Genomic DNA, 21,689 nt, shown 5'->3' on the forward strand with positions numbered 1-21,689 from the left:
TCCGGTGTACTTCCCCCTTACTGGTAACCGATCGACCTATGACCACTATCGCCAAGATCCTCGCCCGCGAAATCCTCGACTCTCGCGGCAATCCAACGCTGGAGGCCGAAGTCACGCTGGCAGACGGCTCGTTCGGCCGCGCTGCCGTGCCCTCGGGCGCCTCGACCGGCACCAAGGAAGCGGTGGAGCTGCGTGATGGCGACAAGACCCGCTACCTGGGCAAGGGCGTGCTGCACGCGGTGCAGAACGTCAACGGCACCATTGCCGACACGCTCAAGGGCTTCGATGCCGCCGACCAGCAGGGCTTGGACCGTCGCCTGATCGACCTGGACGGCACCGAGAACAAGGGCCGCCTGGGCGCCAATGCGCTGCTGGGTGTCTCGCTGGCCGCCGCGCATGCCGTGGCCGCCTCGCGCAAGCAGCCGCTGTGGCAGTACCTGTCCACCATCACCGAATCGGATGTGGCGCTGCCGGTGCCGATGATGAACATCATCAACGGTGGCGCGCATGCCGACAACAACGTCGATTTCCAGGAGTTCATGGTGCTGCCGGTCGGTTGCAGCTCGTTCTCCGAAGCGCTGCGTGCCGGTACCGAAATCTTCCACGCGCTCAAGTCGGTGCTCAAGGGCCACGGCCTGAGCACGGCGGTGGGCGATGAAGGTGGCTTTGCGCCGGACTTCCGCAGCAACGTCGAAGCGCTGGACACCATTCTCGAAGCGATCGGCAAGGCTGGCTACACCGCTGGCGAAGACGTATTGCTGGGCCTGGACGTGGCCTCCAGCGAGTTCTACGACAACGGCAAGTACAACCTGGTCGGCGAGAACAAGCGCCTGACCAGCGAGCAGTTCGTCGACTTCCTGGCCGACTGGGTCGCGCAGTACCCGATCATCAGCATCGAAGACGGCCTGGCCGAGGACGACTGGGCCGGCTGGAAGCTGCTCACCGATCGCGTCGGCAAGAAGGTGCAGCTGGTCGGCGACGATCTGTTCGTCACCAACCCGAAGATCTTCAAGCAGGGCATCGACTCGGGCACCGCCAACGCGATCCTGATCAAGGTCAACCAGATCGGCACCCTGACCGAAACGCTGGAAGCGATCGCCATGGCGCATGCGGCCAACTACGCGTCCATCGTCTCGCACCGTTCCGGCGAAACCGAAGACACCACCATTGCCGATATCGCCGTGGCCACCACCGCCACCCAGATCAAGACCGGCTCGCTGTGCCGCAGCGATCGTGTGGCCAAGTACAACCAGTTGCTGCGCATCGAACAGGCGTTGGGCTCCGGCGCGCGTTACGCCGGCCGCGACGCGTTCGTTTCGATCAAGCGATAAGCCGTGCGCAACTGGCGCTGGCTACTGCTGGTGCTGGCGGTGCTGCTGGCTTGGCTGCAGTACCGCTTCTGGTTCGGGCCCGGGAATTCCGGCGAGGTGATGATGCTGGAAGCCCAGGTCGCGCATCAGACACAGGACAACGAAGGTCTGCGCCAACGCAACCAGGCGTTGGCAGCAGAGGTGAAGGATTTGAAGGACGGCGAGGCGGCGATCGAGGAACGCGCACGTAGTGAGTTGGGCATGATCAAGCCCGGCGAGACGTTCTATCGCGTGGTCGAGGATGCGCCGCCGCTGCCGCCCGCAGTGGGCGCGCCATCGGACGGGCCGCCTGCAGCGGACGCGCCGGCGGAACAGCCATGACCGGTTCGATCTGGGCGATCGTGCCGGCGGCCGGGCGCGGCACGCGGTTTGGCGGGCAGGTTCCCAAACAATATCTGCAGGCAGGCGGGCAACCGCTGATGGCCTACACGCTGGCGGCGCTGGCCGCGCACCCGGTGGTGGCCGGCATCGTGGTGGCGATTGCGCCCGACGATGCCGACTGGCCGGGCTGGACGATGGTGCAGTCCAAACCGGTGCGCACCTGCGTCGGCGGTGCCACGCGCGCCGCGTCGGTGCTGGCCGGCTTGCTGGCCCTCCCGGAGAGCGTGCGTGCGGACGACTTTGTGCTGGTGCACGACGCGGCGCGTCCGAATCTGGCGTTGGCCGACCTGGAGCGCTTGCTGGAAATCGGTCGTGGCGATCCGGTCGGCGCGATCCTGGCTGCACCGGTGCGCGATACCCTCAAGCGCGCGGGCGACGATGGCGGCATCGATGCCACCGAGCCGCGCGAGCGGCTGTGGCGTGCATTGACCCCGCAGCTGTTTCGCCGACATCAATTGATTCGCGGCCTCACCGAGGCGTCGGCCGCCGCTGTGGATGTCACCGACGAAGCGATGGCAATGGAGCGGCTCGGTCTGCGCCCGTTGCTGGTGGAGGGCGCCGAAGACAACTTCAAGGTCACCACGCCATCGGATCTGGCGCGATTCGAATTCGAGCTCGCCCGGCGCGGCGTCGCGATGGAGGCCGATGCGCCCCTCGCCTTGTCGCATGGTGGGTCCGAGGCCGCACGTAGCGATGCAGCACTGGCTGCCCGTGTGAACCACGACGCCGACGCCCTTTAATCACCTGCGGATTTGCCATGTCTTTCAATTTTCGAATCGGCCAGGGCTACGACGTCCACGCGTTTGGTCCTGGCGACCATGTGATGCTGGGTGGCGTGCGTGTTGCACACAGCCACGGCGTCCTCGCGCACAGCGATGGCGACGTGGTGTTGCATGCGCTGTGCGATGCGATGCTGGGTGCCCTGGCGCTGGGCGATATCGGTCAGCATTTTCCGCCCTCCGACGCGCGTTGGAAGGACGCCGACAGCGCGCAGTTCCTGCAGCATTGCGATGCGTTGCTGCGCGAGCGTGGCTGGCGTGTCGGCAATGCCGATGTGACCGTGATCTGCGAGCGGCCCAAGGTCGGCCCGCATGCGTTGGCCATGCGCGAACGCATCGCCGGCCTGCTGGTGATCGAGCTCGATGCGGTCAGCGTCAAGGCCACCACCAGCGAAAAACTCGGTTTCACCGGCCGCAGCGAGGGCATCGCTGCGCAAGCGGCGGTATTGCTCGGCAAAATCGCTGCCTGACGGCGGCTAACACAGCGCCTGCTCTCATCGCCGATCGGGTGCGGTCGGCGCTATGCACGGCGATCATCACGCATACCCTGCGGTTCCGAGCGTGCCGTCCATACGCATCTGATACTGCCGGCCAGGTTTTCTAGCCGCTCCACATCGCTGTTACCTGCGCCGGGCTGATCCTGGCGTTGCAACGCGACACCACCGCGCCGAGGCATTCGGCATACAGCGCTCGACCTGTCGGCGCGAAGGTAAATCACAGCATGAGCGATACCTTTGTTCTGCCGCGCGCGCATGGCGCTGCGGTCCTCAGCGCGGCAATGCGCAGCACGCCGGAAGATTTTCAGGTCGACGAATTGCCGGCCTTCGAACCCTCCGGCGAGGGCGAGCACTTGCTGCTCACCATCCGCAAGCGCGGCCAGAACACCGCCTACATCGCCAAAAAGCTCGCGCAGTGGGCCGGGATCGCCGAGATGGGCGTCAGCTACGCCGGGCTGAAAGACCGCCATGCGGTGACCACGCAGCGCTTCAGCGTGCATCTGCCCAAGCGCATCGCGCCGGAAATCGCCACGCTCGATGACGACGACATGCAGGTGATCGACAGCACCTGGCACAACCGCAAGCTGCAGCGCGGCGCACTGTCGGGCAATCGCTTCGAGCTGACGCTGCGCCAGGTGCAGGGCGCGCATGAGGCGATCGAGCAACGCCTGCAGGCGATCGCCGCGCGCGGCATCCCCAACTGGTTCGGCGAACAACGCTTCGGCCGCGATGGCGGCAACGTGGCCGCTGCGTTGGCGATGTTCGGCTACATGCAAGTTGCAGACGGCACGTTGGTCGCGGCCCCGGCATCCAAGCGGCGGCTGCGCAACGATCAGCGCTCGATGCTGCTGTCTGCGGCGCGCTCGGCGTTGTTCAATCGTGTGCTCACCGCACGCGTGGAGCAGGGCAGTTGGGACACCGCGCTGGAGGGCGAGGCGTGGATGCTGGACGGCTCGCGCAGCGTGTTCGGCCCCGAGCCGTTTAGCGATGTGCTGGCCGAGCGCCTGGCGCGCTTCGATATCCATCCCAGCGGGCCGTTGTGGGGCGTCGGCGACCTGCGCCCGACCGATCAGGCTGCGGCGCTGGAGCAGGGGGCATTGTCCGATCCGCAATCCAGCGCGCTGCGAGAGGGGCTGGAAGCTGCCGGCTTGAAGCAGGAGCGCCGCGCATTGCGCTTGCGTCCGCAACAGCTGCAGTACCGCTGGCTGGACACGCACAGCCTGCAGATCGAATTCGCATTGCCGCCGGGCTGCTATGCCACCGCGGTGCTGTGGGAACTCGGCGAGGTCGGCGACGCTGGCCGTCTCAACGCCAGCGTGCGTTCCGACGCGTAAGGCGGCCGGGCTGCTGCCGCCGCACTGCCTGTCAGCAAGGAGGATCTTGGCGTGCCGATGCATGCATGCAGGCAGGCAGGCAGTCTCGGTCACGATTGGCATCTGCTTGGTGCCATGTCGCCTTGCGACCGCTGCCTCGCGCATCGCAGCCGCCTAGGCCGCGATCGGCAAGCCCGCTGACGCGTCACCGTGCGCAGGCGGCTTCCAACGCGGCAATGCGGCAGCGTTGCCCAATCGGTCTAGCGCCGTGCCAGCAACACCAGCAGCGCGCCAGTGCCGCCTTGCGTGGGCGGCGCCGAATGAAACGCCAGCACATCGTTGCGCTGACGCAGCAGGCGGTCCATCAGATTCTTCAATACCGGCGCGCCGGTATCGGACTGCAAGCCTTTGCCGTGGATGATGCGCACGCAACCGTGTTCGTGCGCATGCGCTTCGAGCAGAAACTGTCGCAGCAGGGATTCGGCCTGCGCGGCAGTGGCACCGTGCAGATCCAGTTCGTCCTGGATCGAAAATTGACCGCGCTTGAGCCGCTGAAACAAACGGGTGGGAAGATTCTCGCGTCGATAGCTGGCGGTATCGCCTGCCTCCAACGGCGCGCTGTCGCGCAGCAGACGTGCGAATTCGGTATGTGCTTCGGCGTCGTCGCGCTCGGCCATGCGCGCACGCGGCTTCGGGCGCGGCTTGACGTTGGCCGGTGGCGCGACTTCACGAATCGGCTTGACCGCGCCGATCGCCGCGCGGAACAACGCGCCGTCGTCTTCGTCTTCAGGGTGCGACATGGTCACAGCGTAACGTGCCCCACCTCAGGTGCAAGCGAAGATCAAGCGCGAAGGGCACGGACGCATCCGGTATCATGGTCCGGTTTTCCGAGGAGTCTCATGCGCGTACTGGTTAGCAACGACGACGGTGTCGACGCCCCTGGCATCCAGATCCTGGCCGAGGCGCTGCGCCATGCCGGTCACGAAGTGATGGTGGTCGCTCCCGACCGCGACCGCTCCGGCGCCAGCAATTCGCTGACGCTGGATCTGCCGATCCGCACCCGCCGCATCGACGCGCAGACCTGCGCGGTGGCCGGCACGCCGACCGACTGCGTGCATCTGGCGCTGACCGGCATGCTCGACTACGACCCCGACATCGTGGTCTCAGGCATCAACAACTCGGCCAATTTGGGCGATGACGTGATCTATTCGGGCACCGTGTCCGCCGCGATGGAAGGCCGCTTCCTGGGCCTGCCGGCGGTGGCGGTTTCGTTGGTGACGCAGAACCACGAAGCGCATCACTACGAAACCGCTGCGCGCGCAGCGGTGGAGATCGTGGCGCGCCTGAAGGCCGACCCGTTGCCCGCCGACACCATCCTTAACGTCAACGTGCCGGATCTGGCCTGGTCGGATGTGCTCGGTTTCGAAGTCACCCGGCTCGGCAACCGCCACCGTTCCGAACCCTGCGTACCGCAGCGCGACCCGCGCGGCCGGACCGTGTACTGGATCGGCCCGGCCGGACCGGAGCAGGACGCCGGCCCCGGCACCGACTTTCATGCCGTGCGCACCGGCCACATCTCGATCACCCCGATCCATGTCGATCTCACCCGCTATCAGGCGCTGGAGACGGTGGCTGGCTGGGTCGGCGGGCTGACCGCTGCGCTGGATACGCCGGCATGACGCCGAGGCTGCGCCTGCTGCAACCGGAGTCGGTCGGCATCGGCATGACCTCCCAGCGCGTGCGTGACCGGTTGGTCGAGCGCCTGCGCGAGGCCGGCATCCAGGACGAAGCCACGCTCAACGCGGTGCGCACCGTGCCGCGCCATCTGTTCATCGATGAAGCGCTGGCCTCGCGCGCTTACGAAGACACCGCGCTGCCGATCGGCCACGGGCAGACCATTTCGCAGCCCTGGGTGGTCGCGCGCATGACCGAGGCGGTGCTGCAGGTAGCGCCGACCAAGGTGCTCGAAGTGGGCACCGGCTCCGGCTACCAGGGCGCGATCCTCGCCGCGCTGGGGCTGGAGGTCTACACCGTGGAGCGCATCGGCGACCTGCTGCGGCAGGCGCGCAAGCGTTTCCGCCATCTGGGCATGAACGTGCGCAGCAAGCATGACGATGGCCGCATCGGGTGGCCGGAACATGGCCCGTACGACGCCATCGTGGTCACTGCGGCAGCGCCGGCGTTGGTCGATGCCCTGGTCGATCAGCTCGCTGTCGGCGGGCGTCTGGTCGCCCCGGTCGGTGGCGCTTCGTCACAGTCGCTGGTGCAACTCACACGCGGTGCCGATGGCGCGATCGAACAGCAGGTTCTGGCGCCGGTCACGTTCGTCCCGCTGTTGTCGGGCATGCTGGATTGAATCCATGAGAGTTTCTCGATGAAGATCTTCGGGCCGTTGTACGACGTGGCCATCCGTTGGTCGCGCAATCGCCGCGCGCCGGCGCTGCTGACCGGCCTCAGTTTCGTGGAGGGTTTCATCTTTCCGGTGCTGCCGGAAGTGATGCTGGCACCGATGTCGCTGGCCGAGCCCAAGCGCGCGTTGTGGTTCGCCACCTTGAGCCTGATCGGCTCGCTGTGCGGTGCGCTGGTCGGCTACCTGCTGGGCCATTTCGCCTTTGCCGCCTTGCAGCCCTTGATCGAGTGGCTGGGCTGGAGCGCGAAGATCCAGATGCAGATCGAGGCGCTGCGCACGTTGGTGGCCGATTCGCCGTGGAAGGCGTTCTGGGCGCTGGTGCTGGTCGGCTTTACGCCGATCCCGCTGAAGATCTTCACCTGGGCTTCCGGCGTGGTCGGTGTGCCGATCCTGCCGTTCATCGCCAGCATGCTGGTCGGACGCGGCAAGCGGGTGTATCTGGTTGCAGGGGCGATCCGGCTGGGCGGCGCACGCGCCGAAGCTGCATTGCATCGCTGGATCGAACCACTGGGCTGGGTGGCCATGGCCGTCCTCGCGGTCGGGGCGGGCTGGCTGGTATGGAAGACAACCAACGGATGAGCAAGGCGCAGATGAATTCGGTACGCAAGACAGTCGTCATGCTCGCAGTGGCAGTCGGCTTGACCGCCTGCAGCAGCGCCACAGTGGTGCGTTCGCCTGGCGCGGGCGGCGGTTCTTCGTCGCGTCCCGCCGCGTCCCGGCCGTCGGTACCGCGTCCAGGTGCCACGGTCACCGTCCAGCGCGGCGATACGCTCTATGCGATCTCGCGCCGGACCAACATTACCGCGCCGGATCTGGCCGCCTGGAATGGCCTGTCCTCGCCGAACACCATCTATCCCGGCCAGACGCTCAAGCTGTATCCGCCGGGTGCGGGCGGCAGCAGCAAGCCGGGTGCCAGCGCGTCCGCCGGCACGGTCGCTCCGTCGCGTCCGGTCGCACCGGTCGCCGCCCCGGTCAGCAGTGGATTTCCCTGGCGTTGGCCGGCCGATGGCGTGGTGGTCGGTACTTTCGTTGCCGGCGAAACCACCAAGCAGGGCGTGGATATCGCCGGCGCCAGCGGGCAGGCAGTGCGTGCCGCCGCCGATGGCGTGGTGGTGTATTCGGGCGCGGGCCTGGTCGGCTACGGCGAACTGATCATCATCAAGCACAACGACCAGTGGCTGTCTGCGTACGGACACAACCGCAAGCGTCTGCTCAACGAAGGCCAGAGCGTCAAGGCCGGTCAGCAGATCGCCGAGATGGGGCGCAGCGGCGCCGCGCGCGACATGCTGCACTTCGAGATCCGCTACAACGGCAAGCCGGTTGATCCGCTGCTGTATCTGCCGAAGAAGTGAATCGGGAATCGGGAATCGGGAATCGCAACAGCCTTGGGCCGGGACTTTGTCGGTGGGTGGCGTGCGACGCCTCGCACGAACGCCGCATCTGAAGGCTTGATCAAATTTTTGCTTGACAGCGAAACTTCAGTTCAGCCTGCTTTCCCGATTCCCGATTCCCGATTCCCGATTCCCGATTCCCGATTCCCGCATCAGCCCGCCAGAATCATCGCCAACGCCACTCGGCGGCCTTCGCTGGCCAGCACGTTGTAGGTGCGTGCCGCAGCCGCATTGGTCATCGCTTCCAGGCCGATGCCGCGGGTCAGGCAGGACGCCAGGACATCCGCCGTCGGAAAGCGCTGCTGCTCGCCGGTTCCGAGCAGAATCACCGCCGGAGCCAGCGCGAGCACTGCGTCCATGTGTCCAACCTGGAGTTGCTCCAGGCCGGACACCGGCCAGCCTTCCACCAATGTGTCCGGCATCAGCACGAAGCTCTGCTGCAGAATCTGGTCGTTCACCTTGGCATGGCGGCCATCGGCCGCGCGCAGCGCATAGGTGTAGTCGGGATGTTCCTGGCTCAAAGGCATAACGAACTCGTCCGCTCAGCCGCGCGGCAGCACGATCTGGCGCTTTTCCTTGCTGGGGCGATAGAGGATGGCGACGTGGCCGATCCGCTGCACCAGCGCGCTGCCGGTCTGCGCAGTCAGTTCGGCGATCATGGTGTCGCGCGCTTCGCGATCCTCCGATGCCACCTTCACCTTGATCAATTCGTGGCGCTCGAGCACTTCCTCGAGTTCGGCCAGAAATGCCGGCGTGACCCCTTTGCCGCCGGTTTGCAGCAGCGCTTTGAGATCGTGGGCCTGGCCGCGCAGGAAGCGGTTCTGGGCGGAGGTGAGAACAATGGACATGCAGGATCGAAGGGAAGCAAAGGGTGTTCAGGGTATCATGGCGGCCCGTTCAGACCCCTTCGCCAATGCCTTCCCGCAGTAAAAGCAGCCAGCGCTGGCTCAAGGAACACTTCGCCGACCCTTTCGTAAAAAAGGCCCAGGCCGAAGGCATGCGCTCGCGTGCGGCCTATAAACTGGAGGAGTTGCTGCAGCGCGATCGTCTGCTCAAGCCGGGCATGGTGGTGGTCGATCTGGGCGCTGCGCCGGGGGGCTGGTCGCAGCAGGTGCGCAAGTCCATGGGGGACAGCGGTCGGATCGTGGCGCTGGATATCCTGGACATGCCGGCCCTGGCAGGGGTGGAATTCCTTCACGGCGACTTCAGGGAGCAGGCCGTCCTATCGCAGTTCGAGGCGATGCTGGGCGATGTGCCGGTGGACCTTGTGCTGTCCGATATGGCCCCCAATAAGAGTGGCATGGATGCGGTCGACCAACCGCGGATGATGCACCTGGCGGAACTGGCGATGGAATTTGCCGATAACCATCTCAAGCCGGGTGGGGCGTTCCTGATCAAGTTGTTCCAGGGTGTCGGATCCGACGACTACATTCGCGAGCTTCGCCGCCGCTATGACAAGGTGACGATTCGCAAGCCGGCGGCCTCGCGCAAGCGCTCCCCGGAAGTTTATGCACTCGGTCAGGGCAAGCGCGTCCAGATCAAGTAAGCTGCCAATGACCACCGTGTTTCAAGAATTAAAGAGTAGAGGGCACCGGAGCCAATGAGGATGAACGACTTGACCAAGAATCTGCTGCTGTGGGTGGTCGTCGCAGTTGTGCTGATGGTTGTCTTCCAGAGCTTCTCGCCGCGCGCGGCGGGCGGCGGTGGCCCCGACTCGATCACCTACACCCAGTTCCTGAAGGAAGTGGATGCCGGGCGCGTCAAATCGGTCGATTACACCGACGAGACCAATCTGGCGGTCAACGCGATCCACTTCACGCGTACCGACAACAGCGAAGCGACCGTCTACGGGCCGCGCGATGACAAGCTGGTCGACGTGCTGTACAGCAAGAACATCGAGATGACCCGCCAGAAGCCCTCCACCGGGCCCGGGTTCTGGTCGTTGGTGCTGAACTTCCTGCCGGTCATCCTGATCATCGGCTTCTGGCTGTTCATCATGCGCCAGATGCAGGGCGGTGGCGGCGGTGCCAAGGGTGCGATGAGCTTCGGCAAGTCGCGCGCCAAGCTGCAGGGCGAGGACCAGGTCAAGATCACCTTTGCCGACGTCGCCGGTTGCGACGAGGCCAAGGAAGAAGTCAGCGAGCTGGTCGACTTCCTGCGCGACCCGACCAAGTTCACCAAGCTCGGCGGCAAGATTCCGCGTGGTGTGCTGATGGTCGGCCCGCCGGGTACCGGCAAGACGTTGCTCGCCAAGGCGATCGCCGGCGAGGCCAAGGTGCCGTTCTTCAGCATTTCCGGTTCCGATTTCGTCGAGATGTTCGTCGGCGTCGGCGCCAGCCGCGTGCGTGACATGTTCGAGCAGGCCAAGAAGCATGCGCCGTGCATCATCTTCATCGACGAAATCGATGCGGTGGGCCGTCACCGTGGCGCCGGCCTCGGTGGTGGACATGACGAGCGCGAGCAGACCCTGAACCAGCTGCTGGTCGAGATGGACGGGTTCGAGGGCGGCGAAGGCGTGATCGTGATCGCGGCCACCAACCGTCCCGACGTGCTCGATCCGGCGCTGCTGCGTCCGGGCCGTTTCGATCGCCAGGTCGTGGTCGGCCTGCCGGACGTGAAGGGTCGCGAGCAGATCCTGCGTGTGCACATGCGTAAGTTGCCGCTGGCCGACGACGTGGTGCCGATGGTCATCGCACGCGGTACGCCGGGCTTCTCGGGTGCCGATCTGGCCAACCTGTGCAACGAGGCAGCGCTGTTCGCAGCGCGTGGCAGCGAGAAGGAAGTCCGCATGGACCACTTCGACCGTGCCCGCGACAAGATCCTGATGGGTGCCGAGCGTCGCTCGATGGCCATGAGCGAAGACGAGAAGACCCTGACCGCCTATCACGAGGCTGGTCATGCCATCGTCGGCCGTCTGGTGCCCGAGCACGACCCGGTCTACAAGGTCACCATCATTCCGCGTGGCCGCGCCCTGGGCGTCACCATGTATCTGCCGGAAGGCGACCGTTACTCGATGAATCGTGTGGCGATCGAATCCCAGCTGTGCTCGCTGTATGGCGGCCGCGTTGCGGAAGAATTGATCTTCGGCGGCGACAAGGTCACTACCGGTGCCTCCAACGACATCGAGCGGGCCACCAAGATGGCGCGCAATATGGTCACCAAGTGGGGCTTGTCCGACGAGCTCGGCCCGGTGGCGTATGGCGAGGAAGAGGACGAGGTGTTCCTGGGCCGTTCGGTGACGCAGCACAAGAACGTTTCCGACGAAACCGCGCGCATGATCGACGAAGTAGTGCGTTCGATCCTGGACAAGGCCTACAGCAAGACCAAGACCATCCTCACCGAGAACCTGGACAAGCTGCATGCGATGTCGCAGCTGCTGCTGCAGTACGAGACCATCGACGTACCGCAGATCGACGCCATCATGGAGGGCCGCGATCCGCCGCCGCCGGCCGGCTGGAACAAGTCCGACAAGGATGGCGGCAACAACAACGACAAGGGTAGCCCGCGTCCGTTGCCGCCGATCGCCGGACCTGCCGAGCAGCTGTAACGCCACGCATCGGTCAGCGACAAAGCAGTCATCAAGGCCGGGGAGCGATTCCCGGCCTTGATGCGTTATAGGGCCGCATCGCCCGACCACGTGTTACCGCACCCATCCAAGGAGACACCCACGATGTTCGACACTGCCCTCAAACTGGATTGCGCCGGTCGCGCGCTGCGACTGGATGCGCCGCAGGTGATGGGCATCGTCAACGTCACGCCGGATTCGTTTTCCGATGGCGGCCAGCACGCCACCTGCGAGGCGGCCATCGCGCATGGCTTGCGTCTGGTCGAGCAGGGCGCTGCGGTGCTGGATATCGGCGGTGAATCCACCCGTCCGGGCGCGACGCCGGTATCGGTGGAAGAAGAGCTGCAGCGCGTGATTCCGGTGATCCAGGCGCTGGTGCAGCAGACCGGCGTGGCGATCAGTGTGGATACCTTCAAACCGGAGGTGATGCGTGCGGCGGTCGCGGCCGGCGCCGGCATGATCAACGATGTGCATGCGCTGCGCTCGCCGGGTGCGTTGGAGGCGGCGTCCGAGTTGCGGGTGCCGGTGGTGTTGATGCACGCGCGCAGCGCGCCGCATGCCATGCAGGACGCGCCGCACTACGACGACGTGATCGGCGAGGTGCATCGCTTTCTGGCCGAACGCATCTTCGCGGCCGAAATGGCCGGGATCGACAAACGCCGCCTGATCCTGGATCCGGGTTTCGGCTTCGACAAGACCACCACGCACAATCTGACCGTGCTGGCGCAACTGCAGCGCCTGCAGGAATTCGGTCTGCCGGTGCTGGCGGGGCTGTCGCGCAAGCGCAGCATCGGCGAATTGACCGGGCGGCAGGTCGCCGCCGACCGCGTGCACGGGTCGGTCGCCGCGCATCTGATTGCCGCCCAGCACGGCGCCTTGCTGTTGCGCGTGCACGATGTAGCGTCCACGGTGGATGCCTTGAAGGTGTGGAGTGCGATGGCGGCGATTCCGCTGCCACGCGCGAGCGCACCTGCTGCACCGACGATCCGCTGGCCGGACGAGGACTGATGCCTGCCGATCGACGCCCGCTTGCGATCGCGCTGATGGGGCCGACCGCCAGCGGCAAGACCGCGCTGGCACTGGAAGCGGCGGAGCGCTGGAACGGGGAAATCGTCAGCGTCGATTCGGCGCTGGTGTATCGCGGATTGGAGATCGGCGCCGCCAAGCCAGATGCCGCCATGCGCGCGGCGGTGCCGCATCACCTGATCGATCTGCGCGATCCCTGGCAGATCTATTCGGCAGCGGAATTCGCCAGCGATGCGCGGCGGGCGATCGACCAGATCGTGGCGCGCGGCAAGCTGCCGATTCTGGCCGGTGGTACCGGGCTGTATTTTCGCGCGCTGCTGGAAGGCCTGTCGCAATTGCCCGAGGCGGACCCGGCGGTGCGTTTGGCGATCGCGGCCGAGGCCGAGCGAGATGGCTGGGCCGCATTGCACGCACAGCTGGCCCAGATCGATCCCGTCGCGGCTGCGCGTATCCACACCACCGACCCGCAACGTATCCAGCGGGCATTGGAGGTGTACCGGATCAGCGGGCGGCCGATCAGCTACTGGCAGGCGCTACCGTCCGGCCCGCGCCTGCCGGTGCGGGTATTGAAGCTGGTGCTGGCACCACGCGAGCGTGCAGTGCTGCACGCCCGGATCGAGCAGCGACTGGACGCGATGCTGGCGCAGGATTTCCTTGCAGAAGTGCAGCGCCTACGCGCGCTGCCGCAACTGCGGGCAGCTGCTGCGCCGCTGGATTTGCCGGCGGTGCGCGCCGTTGGCTACAGGCAGGCCTGGGAATACCTGGATGGGGCCGGCAGCCTGGCCGACTTCCGCGACAGGGCGGTGCAGGCCACCCGGCAACTGGCCAAGCGACAACTCACCTGGCTGCGTGGCGAGCTCGACGCGCGCTGGTTCGATCCGCAGCACGACCGGCACCGGCTGGAAAGCGCACTTGTCGGCTTCCTCGGTCAACGTCCCGCTGTGCAGCCGGCTTCAGGCGTGTAACATCCCGTTTCCGGGGCCGGCTGGGGATGGCAGGTGTCGACCGGGACTATAAGAACAATAATGAAGAGGAGTTTTCGATGGCTAAGGGGCAATCTTTACAGGACCCATTCCTCAACGCGCTGCGACGCGAGCGGGTGCCGGTTTCTGTGTATCTGGTCAACGGCATCAAGCTGCAAGGCACGATCGAATCGTTCGACCAGTTCGTGGTCCTGCTGCGCAATACCGTGAGTCAGATGGTGTACAAGCACGCCATCTCTACGGTCGTGCCGGCGCGCAATGTGCGCGTGGGACCCGGTGGTGGGTATGTGCAATCCAATGAAGGCAACCAGGCGGAAGATGACGACGTCGAGCAGTAATGGAGTAGTGCGTGTTTGATCGCTCAAAAAAGGGTGAGCACGCGTTGTTGATTCAGACCCACGCCGGTGGGCCTGCCGAAGAGGATGTGCTGGAGGAGTTCGCCGACCTGGCAAAGTCGGCGGGCGCCACGGTGGCGGCCACGCTTACCGCGCGTATCGACAAACCGAGCCCGTCGACCCTGATCGGCAGCGGCAAGCTGGAAGAGATCAAGGCCGCTGCCGAGGCCACCGGCGCGGATCTGGTGTTGGTCAACCACACCTTGTCGCCGGGCCAGGAGCGCAATCTGGAGCGCTATCTGGAGCGGCGCGTGATCGATCGCACCGGGCTGATCCTGGATATCTTCGCGCAACGTGCGCGTAGCCACGAAGGCAAGCTGCAGGTGGAGCTGGCGCAGCTGCGGCACATGGCGACGCGGCTGGTGCGCGGCTGGACCCACCTGGAGCGTCAGCGCGGCGGTGCGATCGGCTTGCGCGGCCCGGGCGAGACCCAGCTGGAAACCGACCGTCGCCTGCTGCAGAAGCGGGTGGAGCAGTTGCAGCAACGGCTGGAAAAGGTCGAGGTGCAACGTACCCAGATGCGTCGTGCACGCATGCGCAGCGAACTGCCGCGGATTGCGTTGGTCGGTTACACCAATGCCGGCAAATCCACGTTGTTCAATGCCTTGACCGGTGCGGAGGCGTACGTGGCCGATCAGTTGTTCGCCACACTCGATCCCACCGTGCGCCGCATCGCGCTGCCGGGCGGCAGTGCGATCCTGGCCGATACGGTCGGCTTCGTGCGCGATCTGCCGCACCAACTGGTTGCCGCGTTCCGTTCCACGTTGTCTGAAGCACGCGATGCCGATCTGCTGTTGCATGTCGTCGATGCGGCCGACCCGCTGCGCGAAGAACGCATCCAGCAGGTCGATGAGGTGTTGCATGCGGTGGGTGCTGGCGATCTGCCGCAGCTGCTGGTGTTCAACAAGATCGACAAGATCGAGGGCGCGCAGGTGCGCCACGACGCGCAGGACGGCATTCCCGACCAGGCGCGGCGCGAACGTGTGTGGGTCTCTGCGCGCGATGGACGCGGGCTGGAAGCATTGCAGCACGCGCTCGGGCAGCGATTGGATCTGCGCCATGTGACCGGACAACTGCGGCTGCCGCCGTCGGCCGGCCGCCTGCGTTCCAAACTGCATCAACTGGAAGTGGTGCGCAGCGAGCAGTCCGATGAGGACGGCTGGTTGCTGGAGGTCGACCTGCCGATGGTCGAGGCCGAGCGCCTGGCGGCCGGCGACGACGGTGCGCCATTGCGCGCGATGCTGCCCGATCGCCGCGAAGACTGGGAATCGTGAGTGGCGCTGCATGGTCGGGTCCGGCCCGATCATGCAGATCCGGCGTCACTCGGTGAGCCGGTGCATGCGGTGCAATGAGTGCGCCGCTGCGGCTTGACTGCCCGCTGACGACACGCCGTGGTGCAGGCGTGCATCCGAGGTTCGGCCATCAAACCTGCGTTGTTGCAGACGAAACGTTGGCGACCTGGTCGCTGGCGTACGCGATCGTGCTGCGGTTATCCGCACATCGGCACTGAACCTCGGCCACATCGTCGCTGTCGCGCAATGCTGGTCACGCAGACAGGCGCGGAAAATTGGGCTAAAACGTCGGCTGCGCCTTTCTTTGCCGTGCCCATGTCCATGTCCGCCGATTCCGAATTGCAGCAGTTGGCCGAAAGCCTCGGTCAGCAACTGCTTGCCGCGCGCGAGCGCCTGGTCACTGCCGAGAGTTGTACCGGTGGCTGGATCGCCAAGGCGGTCACCGATGTGGCGGGCTCGTCGCATTGGTTCGACTGTGGCATGGCTGCGTACAGCTACGAGGCCAAGCAGGCGTTGCTGGGCGTGCGGCCGCAGACCCTGGAAGTGCATGGTGCGGTCAGCCGCGAAACGGTGATCGAAATGGTATCCGGCGCGCTGGTCAATTCCGGCGCGAGTATCGCGGTAGCCGTCACCGGCATTGCCGGGCCGGGAGGCGGCAGCGAGGACAAGCCGGTCGGCACGGTGTGGATCGGCTGGAAGCGGCGTGGCGGCTATGCCACTGCGCAGTTGTTCCACTTCGCGGGCGATCGCGATGCGGTGCGTCGTCAGACCGTGGTTGCGGCATTGCGCGGGTTGAGTGCGCTGCTCTAGGTCCTGTATTGGAGATGGCGTCGGTTTGACCAGGGGGATGGCAGGTGCAGGACATGACGTTCAACGCTGCCATGCTGCACCGTAATCGCTGGCTGGGCACCTGGTGTATGGCGCCATTGCCTACTTGATTGCCAAGCGTGCGTCGTGCGTGCGGCAGCATGCGCCGGTCGTGCCGGTGAGCCGGCACGTTGGAATCACGCGAACTGCAGCGTTTGTCGCACTGTGTAGTGCTCTCTGCTTACATTCTGAGGGTGGAGTCACTGCGTTTCCGCACGCACGTGTCGATGGCGACCAGCTCGGCCCCCAGGCCATCCAGGGGCGACGGCAGCCGTGTATCGAACGCAGCGCCGTTCTGTCAGGATTTTTTCAGAGACGTTTATTCGAACGGCTAACGACGGAGCGAGCGGTCGTCAGCTGGGTGCGTACGGCGCGCAGGAACCTGGGTGTTCGAGCCTTAGAGATGTTCCAGGCATTGGCTGCGCCCGCCTGGCGGCTGCGCAGCAGGTTTGCCCACTGCGCTTGATGGCGTCCCCGCGATCACCTGTATCGCGCGTGCCCCGAGCGGGCAAGAGCAAGACAGCAGCGCGCAGATCGGCTACAACAAAGGCCTCGTTGCTGCCCCGTGTGCCGATGTTCGCGTTTTCTGCCGCTGCCTTTTGTCCATCGACGCCACGTGCGATTGCTGGCCGGTTGTTTGCCTGCGTCGAGTGTCCTGGCGATCGTCCTGGTATCGGTTTCCATCCACCGACCATCCGGGCGATCGATCATGCGATGGCCATCCGGGCGATCGATCATGCGATGGCCATGCGGGCGAGCGATCATTTCGGTGTCCGGTCAGCGCAGCGATGGGCAACCGCCACCAACCTGCCTCCATCGACAGCAGTTGCAGCGCTTGCTCGATGCCATCAGGCATCCGCTACCAGCGGCGCTGTCAATCACGCACGACCTGCTGTGCAGCGCCGCGCGCGACAGCAGCTGCTTGTCGCATCCTTGCGGGCGGTGCACTGATGTGGGAAGCCCTTGGCACCGTCCGCGATCTCGGGCGTCTGCAGGAAATTGCCTCGGTCCTGATTCGCTACGGCTTCGGCGATGTGGTGCGTCGTATCGGGCTGGCCGATGTACTCGAACGTGCAGGCAAGCTGTTGCACTGGCATAACGCCGAAGGGCGCTTGCGCCTGTCTGCCGCAATGCGGGTACGGCGCGCACTTGAGGAACTCGGGCCAACCTTCGTCAAGCTCGGGCAGGTGCTGGCCACACGCGTGGACCTGTTGCCGCCGGACTGGATCGAAGAATTGAGCGAGCTGCAGAATGCGGTGCCCGCATTGCCGTTCGAGCAGATCCGCCCGCAACTTGTCGCAGCGCTGGGCGCGGAGCCGGAAAGCGTCTTCGCGCGCCTCGATGAGCAGCCGCTGGCCGCCGCATCGCTGGCGCAGACGCACCGCGCCTGGCTGGCCGATGGCACGCCGGTGGTGTTGAAGATCCGTCGCCCCGGCATCGGCGACACCATCGATGCGGATCTGCGGCTGCTCGCGCGGTTGGCGGAAATCGTCGAGACGCGCGCGCCTGATTTGAAGCGTTACCGTCCCGCCGATGTGGTGCAGCAATTCACGCTCTCGCTGCGGCGCGAACTCGACTTCGCCGCCGAGTGCCGCAACGCCGAACGCATCGCGGCCAATTTCGTCCACGACCCGCAGATCGTGGTGCCTGCCGTGTACTGGGAGTGGACCTGCGAATCGCTCAATGTGCAGGAATTCATCGACGGCATTCCCGGGCGTGATCTGGCCGCTGTCGATGCGGCCGGTCTTGATCGCAAGGCGCTCGCGCGCACCGGTGCCGGCATCGTGCTGAAGATGGTGTTGCAGGACGGCTGCTTCCATGCCGACCCGCATCCGGGCAATATTTTTTATCTGCGCGATGGGCGCATTGCGGTCATCGATTTCGGGATGGTCGGGCGCGTTTCCGAGCAGCGTCGCTTCCAGGTCGCGCAGCTGCTGCATGGCATGGTCAGTTACGACGCCGAGGCGGTCATCGATGTGTTGCTGGAGTGGGCCGGGACCCATCTGGATCTCGACGAGTCGCGCCTGCAGCAGGATATCGGCGCCTTCGTCGACGAGTACCGCGGCGTGCCGCTGAAAGAGTTGCGCATCGGCGCGATGCTGGGCGATGTCACCTCGATCCTGCGCGGACATGGGCTTACATTGCCCTCGGACCTGGCGCTGATGATCAAGGCGTTTCTGACGCTGGAAGGCATGGGGCGCCAACTCGACCCGGACTTCGACATGGCCTCCGAAGCACGCCCGTATCTCGAACGCGTCGTGCTGCAGCGCTACGCGCCGAGTGCGGTATTGCGGCGCAGCCGACGCACCGTGACCGGTGCGATCGACCTGATCGGCGATCTGCCGCGCGATCTCAAACGGCTGCTGCAGGCCGCTCGTCGCGGCAAATTGCAGCTGCAGGTGGAAACGCGTGCATTACGCGAGTTCGGCGAGCAGGTCGACCGCGCCGCCAACAGGCTCACCATGGGGATCGTCACGGCGGCATTGGTGATCGGCTCGTCGATCGTGATGAACAGTGTCGGCGGCAGCGCCAGCCGCTGGCTGCTCGCGCTGGGCGTGAGCGGCTTCATCGGCGCGGGCCTGTGCGGCATCTGGATCCTGTTCTCGATCTGGCGCAGCCGGCGTTAGCCGGCGTTAGCCGGGGTATCGGCAGTGCGCGGTCTTGCCGCGCCAGCGGCGAGACTGCGACACAGCTATTGCGCAGGCGCCAGTTAGTAGTAATACTACTAACCATGGACCTGACCGATACCCAACAAGCAATCCTGGCCTTGATCGCCGAGCGCATCGAAGCCGATGGCGTGCCGCCTTCGCAGACCGAGATCGCACGTGCGTTCGGCTTCAAAGGCGTGCGCGGCGCGCAATATCACCTGGAAGCCTTGGAGCAGGCGGGTGCGATCCGTCGCGTCCCGGGCCAGGCCCGCGGCATCCGCCTGGCCGGGCAGGGCGCACAGCCGCGTGCGGCTGCGAACGAGCCGGTCCGCGACGATGTGCTGCGTCTGCCGGTGCTGGGACGCGTCGCGGCAGGCCTGCCGATCGGCGCGGATATCGGTTCGGACGACTTTGTGGTGCTGGACCGGGTGTTCTTCTCGCCATCGCCGGATTACCTGCTCAAGGTGCAGGGCGACTCGATGCGCGATGAGGGCATCTTCAACGGCGACCTGATCGGAGTGCATCGCACCCGCGACGCGCGCTCGGGGCAGATCGTGGTCGCCCGGATCGACGAAGAGATCACCGTCAAGTTGTTGAAGATCGGCAAGGACCGGATCCGCCTGCTGCCGCGCAACCCGGACTACGCGCCGATCGAAGTATTGCCGGATCAGGATTTCGAGATCGAGGGCCTGTATTGCGGGCTGTTGAGGCCGAATCGTTGAGCACTGTGCCGATGGCCGTGCTGGCAGTCTCCCGAGCCGCCAGCGCAGGATTTCCCGCTGCCACCTTCGTGGTCGCCTCCCTAATCTGAGTGTGTCGCCGCCAGTCTCAGCCTGTGCGATACACCGCCGCTACATTCGCCCTACACCGAAATCACTGACAAGGATCACCCAGATGGATGAGAACAAGAAGCGCGCCCTTTCCGCCGCCCTGAGCCAGATCGAAAAGCAATTCGGCAAGGGTTCCGTGATGCGCATGGGCGACCGCGTGATCGAGGCCGTCGAGGTCATTCCGACCGGCTCGTTGATGCTGGACATCGCACTGGGGATCGGCGGCCTGCCCAAGGGCCGTGTGGTCGAAATCTACGGCCCGGAATCGTCGGGCAAGACCACCTTGACCCTGCAGGCGATTGCCGAATGCCAGAAGAAGGGTGGCACCGCAGCCTTCATCGACGCCGAGCACGCGCTGGATCCGATCTACGCCGCCAAGCTGGGCGTCAACGTCGACGACCTGCTGTTGTCGCAGCCCGATACCGGTGAGCAGGCGCTGGAAATCGCCGACATGCTGGTGCGTTCCAGTTCGGTGGACATCGTGGTGATCGACTCGGTCGCCGCGCTGACCCCGAAGGCGGAAATCGAAGGCGAAATGGGCGACCAGCTGCCGGGTCTGCAGGCCCGTCTGATGAGCCAGGCGCTACGCAAGCTGACCGGCAACATCAAGCGCTCCAACACGCTGGTGGTCTTCATCAACCAGCTGCGTCACAAGATCGGCGTGATGATGCCGGGCCAGAGCCCGGAAGTGACCACCGGCGGTAACGCGCTGAAGTTCTATGCGTCGGTGCGTCTGGATATCCGCCGTATCGGCGCGATCAAGAAGGGCGACGAAATCATCGGCAATCAGACCAAGATCAAGGTGGTCAAGAACAAGCTGGCGCCTCCGTTCAAGCAGGTCGTGACCGAAATCCTCTACGGCGAAGGCATTAGCCGCGAGGGTGAGTTGATCGACATGGGCGTGGAAGCCAAGCTGGTCGAAAAAGCCGGCGCCTGGTACAGCTACGGCGAAGAGCGCATCGGGCAGGGCAAGGACAACGCCCGTACCTATCTGCGTGACAATCCCCAGGTTGCGGAGCGGCTGGAAGCCGAGTTGCGTGAGAAGTTCCAGCCGGCCGAGGCACCGCGCGAAGCTGGCGACGACGTCGAGAAGGAATAACGGCAGCCAAGTCATGCGGGCTGAGCCGCCATCAGGCAGGCGTCGGCGGCAGGTAGGCGTGAATTGGGACGTCCTCGCGGCTATCCCGGTTCTACACGCCGGTCGCGCCCGCCTGGTGGCATCACAGCAGTGCTGATGGTTGCGGCAAGTTTTCTATCGCGGGGACGGCGGAGTCAGTGCCGTCGCTTCTCGCGGTAGATCTATCGAAGGCCAGGAGGGCAGGCGCCATGGATGGCGCATTGATGCGGTGATTGATTTTAGCGATGTGGGACACCTGACGATGGACGAGCAACAGCCCGCGCCAAAGCGGGGACGCCGGTTCAAGGAGCAGACGCCGGTGCAACGTGCACTGGGATTGCTGGTGCGGCGCGAGCATTCGCGCAAGGAATTGAACCGCAAGCTGCTGGCACGTGGTATCGAGCCGGAGGCCGCGCAGGCGGCTGTCGAGCGTCTGGCTGGCGAAGGTTGGCAGGACGACACCCGTTTTGCGGCGTCGGTGGTGCGTAATCGCGCAGGTTCGGGCTATGGCCCCCTGCATATTCGTGCCGAACTCGGCACCCATGGCCTGGATAGCGATGCCATCAGTGCGGCAATGGCCACCTTTGAAGGCGATTGGACCGAAAACGCGCGCGACCTGATCCGCCGTCGGTTTGGCGAAGAAGGCCCGATGGATCTGTCGCAACGGCGCAAGGCCGCCGATCTGCTGGCCCGGCGTGGTTTTGACGGCAACAGCATTCGCAGCGCCACGCGCTTCGACCTTGAGGACTGAGGGCGTCAGGCCTGCTACCCTTCGTGGTTTCAGGTTGTTCCGCTCATCTGCGCCCACATCTCATTGGGTGACCG

At 65.2% G+C, this 21,689-nt stretch carries 23 protein-coding genes and 1 other RNA gene; 20 read left to right on the plus strand and 4 right to left on the minus strand.

The features are described 5' to 3' along the window. Positions 1-38: 38 nt before the first annotated feature. The 5 genes from eno to truD all read left to right on the plus strand — a co-directional run bounded on the left by eno (position 39) and on the right by truD (position 4,361). Positions 39-1,331, plus strand: a complete 1,293-nt coding sequence (gene eno / locus GGR62_RS13650) for a phosphopyruvate hydratase (protein WP_184408410.1) — start codon at positions 39-41, stop codon at positions 1,329-1,331. Between the two features lie 3 nt (positions 1,332-1,334). Beyond that, entirely contained in the window at positions 1,335-1,691 is a 357-nt protein-coding gene (ftsB, locus tag GGR62_RS13655; RefSeq protein WP_184408411.1) for a cell division protein FtsB, read from the plus strand. Continuing rightward, positions 1,688-2,491 (plus strand): 2-C-methyl-D-erythritol 4-phosphate cytidylyltransferase, encoded by an 804-nt coding sequence (gene ispD / locus GGR62_RS13660; protein WP_184408412.1) that lies wholly within the window; start codon positions 1,688-1,690, stop codon positions 2,489-2,491. Before ftsB ends, ispD begins: the two co-directional genes overlap by 4 nt. Positions 2,492-2,508: 17 nt before the next feature. Continuing rightward, positions 2,509-3,000, plus strand: coding sequence for a 2-C-methyl-D-erythritol 2,4-cyclodiphosphate synthase (ispF, locus tag GGR62_RS13665; RefSeq protein WP_184408413.1), 492 nt, complete (start codon positions 2,509-2,511; stop codon positions 2,998-3,000). A 251-nt stretch (positions 3,001-3,251) separates the two neighbouring features. Then, positions 3,252-4,361 (plus strand): tRNA pseudouridine(13) synthase TruD, encoded by a 1,110-nt coding sequence (truD, locus tag GGR62_RS13670; RefSeq protein WP_184408414.1) that lies wholly within the window; start codon positions 3,252-3,254, stop codon positions 4,359-4,361. Between the two features lie 239 nt (positions 4,362-4,600). On the opposite strand, the gene GGR62_RS13675 is transcribed toward truD, so the two are convergent. Then, positions 4,601-5,140: a Smr/MutS family protein gene (locus tag GGR62_RS13675; protein ID WP_184408415.1), complete on the minus strand. Its 540-nt coding sequence runs from the start codon at positions 5,138-5,140 to the stop codon at positions 4,601-4,603. A 99-nt stretch (positions 5,141-5,239) separates the two neighbouring features. Here GGR62_RS13675 and surE point away from each other — a divergent pair, with 99 nt between their 5' ends. From surE to GGR62_RS13695, 4 genes are read left to right on the plus strand one after another with little or no spacing between them, the layout of a single operon-like run. Next, positions 5,240-6,019: a 5'/3'-nucleotidase SurE gene (gene surE / locus GGR62_RS13680; RefSeq protein ID WP_184408416.1), complete on the plus strand. Its 780-nt coding sequence runs from the start codon at positions 5,240-5,242 to the stop codon at positions 6,017-6,019. After that, a complete protein-coding gene (locus tag GGR62_RS13685; protein WP_184408417.1) occupies positions 6,016-6,696 on the plus strand; it encodes a protein-L-isoaspartate(D-aspartate) O-methyltransferase in 681 nt (226 codons plus the stop codon). Before surE ends, GGR62_RS13685 begins: the two co-directional genes overlap by 4 nt. 18 nt (positions 6,697-6,714) lie before the next feature. Continuing rightward, a complete protein-coding gene (locus tag GGR62_RS13690) occupies positions 6,715-7,329 on the plus strand; it encodes a YqaA family protein (protein WP_184408418.1) in 615 nt (204 codons plus the stop codon). Next, entirely contained in the window at positions 7,326-8,102 is a 777-nt protein-coding gene (locus GGR62_RS13695) for a peptidoglycan DD-metalloendopeptidase family protein (protein ID WP_184408462.1), read from the plus strand. Before GGR62_RS13690 ends, GGR62_RS13695 begins: the two co-directional genes overlap by 4 nt. A 191-nt stretch (positions 8,103-8,293) precedes the next feature. Here GGR62_RS13695 and GGR62_RS13700 read toward each other — a convergent pair whose 3' ends face one another. After that, on the minus strand, positions 8,294-8,668 hold the full coding sequence (locus GGR62_RS13700; RefSeq protein WP_184408419.1) for an Mth938-like domain-containing protein: 375 nt from the start codon (positions 8,666-8,668) through the stop codon (positions 8,294-8,296). A gap of 15 nt (positions 8,669-8,683) precedes the next feature. Next, positions 8,684-8,989 (minus strand): ribosome assembly RNA-binding protein YhbY, encoded by a 306-nt coding sequence (gene yhbY / locus GGR62_RS13705; protein WP_184408420.1) that lies wholly within the window; start codon positions 8,987-8,989, stop codon positions 8,684-8,686. A 65-nt stretch (positions 8,990-9,054) separates the two neighbouring features. On the opposite strand from yhbY, the gene rlmE reads away from it, so the two are divergent. The 7 genes from rlmE to GGR62_RS13740 all read left to right on the plus strand — a co-directional run bounded on the left by rlmE (position 9,055) and on the right by GGR62_RS13740 (position 16,212). Continuing rightward, positions 9,055-9,687: a 23S rRNA (uridine(2552)-2'-O)-methyltransferase RlmE gene (rlmE, locus tag GGR62_RS13710; protein ID WP_184408421.1), complete on the plus strand. Its 633-nt coding sequence runs from the start codon at positions 9,055-9,057 to the stop codon at positions 9,685-9,687. Positions 9,688-9,747: 60 nt separating this feature from the next. Beyond that, entirely contained in the window at positions 9,748-11,688 is a 1,941-nt protein-coding gene (ftsH, locus tag GGR62_RS13715; protein WP_184408422.1) for an ATP-dependent zinc metalloprotease FtsH, read from the plus strand. A gap of 123 nt (positions 11,689-11,811) precedes the next feature. Continuing rightward, positions 11,812-12,714 (plus strand): dihydropteroate synthase, encoded by a 903-nt coding sequence (gene folP / locus GGR62_RS13720; protein ID WP_184408423.1) that lies wholly within the window; start codon positions 11,812-11,814, stop codon positions 12,712-12,714. Further along, complete coding sequence (miaA, locus tag GGR62_RS13725; RefSeq protein WP_184408424.1) at positions 12,714-13,697, plus strand: tRNA (adenosine(37)-N6)-dimethylallyltransferase MiaA; 984 nt, start codon at positions 12,714-12,716, stop codon at positions 13,695-13,697. The genes folP and miaA overlap by 1 nt, the downstream gene beginning before the upstream one ends. 77 nt (positions 13,698-13,774) lie before the next feature. Then, positions 13,775-14,053: an RNA chaperone Hfq gene (hfq, locus tag GGR62_RS13730; protein WP_005915027.1), complete on the plus strand. Its 279-nt coding sequence runs from the start codon at positions 13,775-13,777 to the stop codon at positions 14,051-14,053. An 11-nt stretch (positions 14,054-14,064) separates the two neighbouring features. After that, positions 14,065-15,384, plus strand: coding sequence for a ribosome rescue GTPase HflX (gene hflX, locus GGR62_RS13735; protein ID WP_184408425.1), 1,320 nt, complete (start codon positions 14,065-14,067; stop codon positions 15,382-15,384). A gap of 333 nt (positions 15,385-15,717) precedes the next feature. After that, positions 15,718-16,212, plus strand: coding sequence for a CinA family protein (locus GGR62_RS13740; RefSeq protein WP_184408426.1), 495 nt, complete (start codon positions 15,718-15,720; stop codon positions 16,210-16,212). Positions 16,213-16,598: 386 nt separating this feature from the next. Here GGR62_RS13740 and GGR62_RS13745 read toward each other — a convergent pair. After that, positions 16,599-16,667: non-coding RNA, sX9 sRNA (locus tag GGR62_RS13745), on the minus strand. A 552-nt stretch (positions 16,668-17,219) separates the two neighbouring features. Here GGR62_RS13745 and ubiB point away from each other — a divergent pair. The 4 genes from ubiB (at position 17,220) to recX (ending at position 21,615) form a co-directional block, all read left to right on the plus strand. Next, a complete protein-coding gene (gene ubiB / locus GGR62_RS13750; protein WP_184408427.1) occupies positions 17,220-18,896 on the plus strand; it encodes a 2-polyprenylphenol 6-hydroxylase in 1,677 nt (558 codons plus the stop codon). 104 nt (positions 18,897-19,000) lie between these two features. Further along, entirely contained in the window at positions 19,001-19,639 is a 639-nt protein-coding gene (lexA, locus tag GGR62_RS13755; RefSeq protein ID WP_184408428.1) for a transcriptional repressor LexA, read from the plus strand. 172 nt (positions 19,640-19,811) lie between these two features. Continuing rightward, entirely contained in the window at positions 19,812-20,846 is a 1,035-nt protein-coding gene (gene recA / locus GGR62_RS13760; RefSeq protein ID WP_184408429.1) for a recombinase RecA, read from the plus strand. A gap of 280 nt (positions 20,847-21,126) precedes the next feature. After that, positions 21,127-21,615: a recombination regulator RecX gene (recX, locus tag GGR62_RS13765; protein WP_184408430.1), complete on the plus strand. Its 489-nt coding sequence runs from the start codon at positions 21,127-21,129 to the stop codon at positions 21,613-21,615. The last annotated feature ends 74 nt before the right edge of the window (positions 21,616-21,689 follow it).

The organism is Xanthomonas sp. 3075 (assembly GCF_014197275.1).
GTDB classification, from domain to species: Bacteria; Pseudomonadota; Gammaproteobacteria; order Xanthomonadales; family Xanthomonadaceae; genus Xanthomonas; species Xanthomonas campestris_B.